At 69.8% G+C, this 4,638-nt stretch carries 4 protein-coding genes and 1 tRNA gene; all 5 read right to left on the bottom strand.

Going from position 1 to position 4,638, the window contains the following annotated elements:
- Positions 1-342: 342 nt before the first annotated feature.
- Positions 343-957: a cyclic nucleotide-binding domain-containing protein gene (locus tag I53_RS00770; RefSeq protein WP_251982169.1), complete on the bottom strand. Its 615-nt coding sequence runs from the start codon at positions 955-957 to the stop codon at positions 343-345.
- Positions 958-1,300: 343 nt separating this feature from the next.
- Positions 1,301-1,918, bottom strand: coding sequence for a response regulator FixJ (gene fixJ, locus I53_RS00765; protein ID WP_043345590.1), 618 nt, complete (start codon positions 1,916-1,918; stop codon positions 1,301-1,303).
- Complete coding sequence (locus I53_RS00760) at positions 1,908-3,461, bottom strand: PAS domain S-box protein (protein ID WP_043345594.1); 1,554 nt, start codon at positions 3,459-3,461, stop codon at positions 1,908-1,910. Before I53_RS00760 ends, fixJ begins: the two co-directional genes overlap by 11 nt.
- A 309-nt stretch (positions 3,462-3,770) precedes the next feature.
- Positions 3,771-3,844, bottom strand: a tRNA-Gly gene (locus I53_RS00755).
- A 193-nt stretch (positions 3,845-4,037) separates the two neighbouring features.
- A partial coding sequence (locus I53_RS00750) for a 3-keto-5-aminohexanoate cleavage protein (RefSeq protein WP_043345588.1) occupies positions 4,038-4,638 on the bottom strand: 601 nt, incomplete at its 5' end.

The raw sequence follows: 4,638 nt of genomic DNA, 5'->3' as shown, positions 1-4,638 counted from the left end.
GAATTCTTCGGGCCGGCCGATTACTTGCTGGAGGACGAGGTGCGGCGCGTCGCCTGATCGTGGCGCCACAGCCGGGTGTCGGCGGCGCCGCGAACGGCGCTGCCGCCTCCCGTGATCGCGCGTGCGGGCGCCGGACCGCCCGGTGCCGACGGAACGGGCGTCCGCCGTCGAACGCCGCGGGCCGCCCTGCCGTCCCTATCCCTTCAACCGCTCGATCAGGGCCAGGGTCCGGCGACCGGTGTCGTCGAAGGCAGGCAGATCGATCATGGGGTCGGGCTTGGCGACGGCGGTCAGTCGCGCGCGGGTCGCGGATGACGATCTCCTGGCCCGCAACGCCGATGCCTATCTTGGTGAGGGCTTGAGGGCGCGGGAGAAGGACTCGCGCGTCATCCCGAGTTCGGACGCGATCACGTGCTTCTCGTAGGGCAGGATCGCGCGGTCCGGCGTGCCCTGCCGTTCGGATAGGACAAGGATATGGCATCCGACGCGCTCGGCCGCGGAGCGCAGCTTCAGATTCTTGGTCTGCCGCACCATCCGACGGAACTGCTCGGCGAGCGTTTCCAGAACCGCCTTCGCCAGACGCGGGTTGCGTTCCACCGCGTCGCGGAACGCATCGGCCGGAATGAGCAGGAAGCGGGTCGGCTCCGGAGCCCGCCCCTGCATCAGATACGGCGATGCGGTCACGACGGCGGCAGGGATCAACAGGTCCGGCGCCCTCACGACTTCGATGAGCACCTCGCGGCCATCGCGGGATCGTCCGAAGAGCTGAACCGATCCCGACAGGACGACGATCTGGAAGGTCGGGACCTCACCCTGCGCGAAAAGGATCGTCCCCGCCGGCACTTCGTGCTCGAGCGTGTGCTGGAACATGGTGCGGATGCGCGGTGCCTCCTTGCTGCTGTCACCCGTTCCGGGATCGGTGTTCGCTTCTCCGCGCATGGCAAGCTGCGCTTCCACTCGACCGCGGCATCGTGAGAACCGGGGCGCATTCCGGCCTTGATGCATATCAACTGCAGATTTGGCCCAACCCCGATCCCGATGCGGCATCGACCGCGCGCCGCCGACCCGCGGCGAACGCGAACCGCCGGAGCCGGCAAGCGCCCTGGGGTCGGAAGTGACTGCCGTGCGCCGATCCACCCGATGTCGGCGCGGAGGCGGGCCTGCAGCCCTACGAGCAGCTGTGGGCGGGCGCCGAGAGGGCATTGGGGATGCCTTCGAAGAGCGAGCCTCTGCGTCGAAGCCCGTCCCCCTAAGGCATCCCGGAATCGGCATCTCGACGGGGCGCAACGCGCGTCCGTCTTCAGTCGCCCTCCAAGCTTTCTGCGATCAGTGCCATGCGCACCAGCTCGGACAGGCTGCCCGCCTGCATCTTGGACATGACGTTGGCCCGGTAGATCTCGACGGTCCGCGGGCTGATGCCGAGATCGAGCCCGATGACCTTGTTGGCCTTGCCGGCGACCAGTCCTTCCAGGACCTGGCGCTCGCGCTCGCTGAGTGCGGCCAAGCGCGCCCGCACCGCGTCCCCCTCGGCGTCGCGCGTCCGGGCGCGATCCGCCCGCGCCAAGGCCGATCGGATGCTGGCGAGAAGAACGTCGTCGTCGAAGGGCTTCTCGATGAAGTCCACCGCGCCGGCCTTCATCGCTTCGACCGCGAGCGCGACGTCCGCATGGCCTGTCATGACGATCACGGGCGGCATCCGGCCTCTCTGCCGGAGGCGGTGCAGCAGTTCGACGCCGTCGATGTCGGGCATGCGCACGTCCGTGACGATGCATCCGACACGGTCGGTCCCCGCGGCGAGGAAGGCGGTCGCCGAGTCGTGCACCTGGACGGCCAGTCCGTCGGTCGCCAGCAGGAAGGCGAGGGACTGGCGCACCGCGAGATCGTCATCCACGATGTGCACGGGCGCGTCAGTCGACATGAGCCATCTCCTCGCGGTCGAGCGTGCGCAGGGTGAAGCGGAAGGTCGTTCCGCCGTCCGGACCCGGGCAGGCCAGGATCTTGCCGCCATGGGCCTCGACGATGGTTCGACAGATCGACAGGCCGACGCCCATGCCGTTCGCCTTCGTTGTCACGAAGGGCTGGAACAGCTGCTCGGCGATCTCGGGCGCGATGCCGGTCCCGGTATCCGACACCCGTATCTCGACCAGGCCTTCAGCCGGACGCGCCCGCGTCCCGACGACGAGTTCGCGCCGGGTCACGTCCTGCATGGCCTCGATCGCGTTGCGGATGAGGTTGAGCAGGACCTGCTGCACTTGGATCCGGTCGGCCAGCACGAGCGGCGCATCCGGATCGAGATCGAAGCGGACGCGCACGCCCTTCTCCTTGGCGCCGACGAGGGCGAGGGCGCTCGCCTCCTCGACCAGCTTGGGCAGGCTTTCGATATGCCGCTCGTTCTCGCCGCGCGATACGAAGTCCCGCAGGTGCCGGATCACCTGTCCGGCTCTCAGGGCCTGATCGGCCGCTTGGTTCACCGCGTCGGAGAGCCGGGCCGCCTCCGGGCCTTCCATGCGCCCGAGGAGGCGGCGGCAGCCCTTGAGATAGCTCGCGATTGCCGTGAGCGGCTGGTTGATCTCGTGCGCCAGCGTCGATGCCATCTCGCCCAGGGCGGTGAAGCGCGACATGTGCACCAGCTCGGACTGCAACTCCTGCAGACGCATCTCCGTCTGGTTCCGTTCGGTGAGGTCGCGGATGAAGCCGGTGAAGTAGCGCACGCCGCCCGAACGCATCTCGCCGACCGCCAATTCCATCGGGAAGGTCGAGCCGTCCTTGCGCTGGCCGACCACGACGCGGCCGATGCCGATGATGCGGCGTTCTCCGGTCGAACGGTAGCGCGCCATGTAGGCGTCGTGCTGGCTCCGATACGGTTCCGGCATCAGCAGGCTGACATTCCGGCCGACCATCTCGTCCGGCCCGTAACCGAACTGCCGCACGGCCGCCGCGCTGAACGATTTGATCTGCGCCTGCTCGTCGATGACGATCATGGCGTCGGGGACCGTGTCGAGGATCGAGCGCAGATGCGCCTCGCGCGCCCGCAGGTCTTCATCGGCCTGCTTCTGTTCGTGAATGCTGAAGACCACGCCGCGGTGGCGGCACGGCCGACCGTCGGCGCCGAGCTGCACGCGGCCGCGCGAACGCAGCCAGTGGACGCGTCCATCGGGATGCACCGCCCGATAATCGACCTCGTAGCGTCCGCCCTCCGCCAGCGCGCGCCCGATGGCGTCCGCCCTGGCTGCGCGGTCGTCCGGATGCACGAAGGCCTGCATCGCGTCGAAGGTGGTCAGGCGGTCCGGCGGCACCCCGAACAGACGAAGGCAGGACGGCAAGATCGTGACGCGCCCGGTCCGGACGTCGAGGGCCCAGCCGCAGATGCCCGCTTCGTCGAGCGTCAGCCGAAGTCCCTCCGCGTCGAAGGGGTCGTCGCCGCGGGAACCCGGATCGTTGGGAGGGTCAGACGTCGTCATGTCGGCCGTACGGGGGGACGGCATCGTCATCCGTCCGGATCGTCGGCGCCCGTCTTACAACGCCGGGTCCATCAAGAAACAGCCGGCGCGCACCGCGGTCGTCGGTCCTCCGGGAGGGCCTGGCCGGCGGGGCTCCTGGCGGCCCGCGGTCCTGACCTCGAGCCGCCGACGCCTCCGCCCCGCATCCGGCTGCCCGCGGCGCGGCGGGGCCGGGAACGCAGCTTGCACGGCGCAGGGGGCGGCCGCGCGACGCCCGGGGAGGGCCGGCCGGTTACGCTTAAGCGCGTGATGCGATTTCGGATTTTGGAATGGAGCGGGTGAAGGGAATCGAACCCTCGTATTCAGCTTGGAAGGCTGCTGCTCTACCATTGAGCTACACCCGCGCGGGCGGATCGTTAGCACGCTGCGATGCCCGTGAGAAGGTGGGGCGCGGCCGGCGATGAACGGCCGCCGCGAAGGGACGATCCTCCGGCGCCGCGCCGCTCGGAAGCCCGGCACCCCCTCGAAACGAGGGGCTTGCGACGGTCGCGTCGCTCCAGCCGGGGGCACTCGTCGCGGGACCGAGGCGTCGCCCGATCAGCCGAGCCCCAGCGCGGCGCGGGCCTCGACGGGCGTCGCGACCCGCCGGCCGTGCCGGGCCACCGCCTTGGCGGCGAGGCCGACCAGTTCGGCGTTGCTGGCCGCCAGACGATCCTTCGTCACCCGGATGTTGTCCTCCAGGCCGGTGCGGACCGCGTCGGCGCCGCGGGCGAGCGCCCAGTCCATCACGATCGCCTGGTTGCGGCCGATCCCGGCCGCCGTCCACGTCGCCTCCGGCAGGATCCGCCGCGTCTCGGCGAGCAGGATGTCGAGGAGGTGCTCCTCGGCCGGCATCGCGTTCTGGACGCCCATGACGAACTGCACGTGCGGGCGCGCGTCGATCAGGCCCGCCTCCACGAGGCGCTTGGCGCCGTGCAGGTGCGAGAGGTCGAAGATCTCGATCTCGGGCCGGACGCCATACTGCTTCATCTGGCCGGCGAGGTCGGTCACGAGGCTCGCGGAATTCTCGTAGACGATCGTCGGGAAGTTCACCGAGCCGGTGGACAGGNACGCCATGTCGGGCCCGTGCTTGAGCGAGAGGCCGCGGGCCGCCGGATCGCGCCCGCGCCCCCCCGTGGAGAACTGCACGATCATCCCT

This window comes from Methylobacterium sp. B1 (assembly GCF_000333255.1).
Classification (GTDB): domain Bacteria; phylum Pseudomonadota; class Alphaproteobacteria; order Rhizobiales; family Beijerinckiaceae; genus Methylobacterium; species Methylobacterium fujisawaense.
This window is presented reverse-complemented; position numbering and strand designations above follow the sequence as displayed.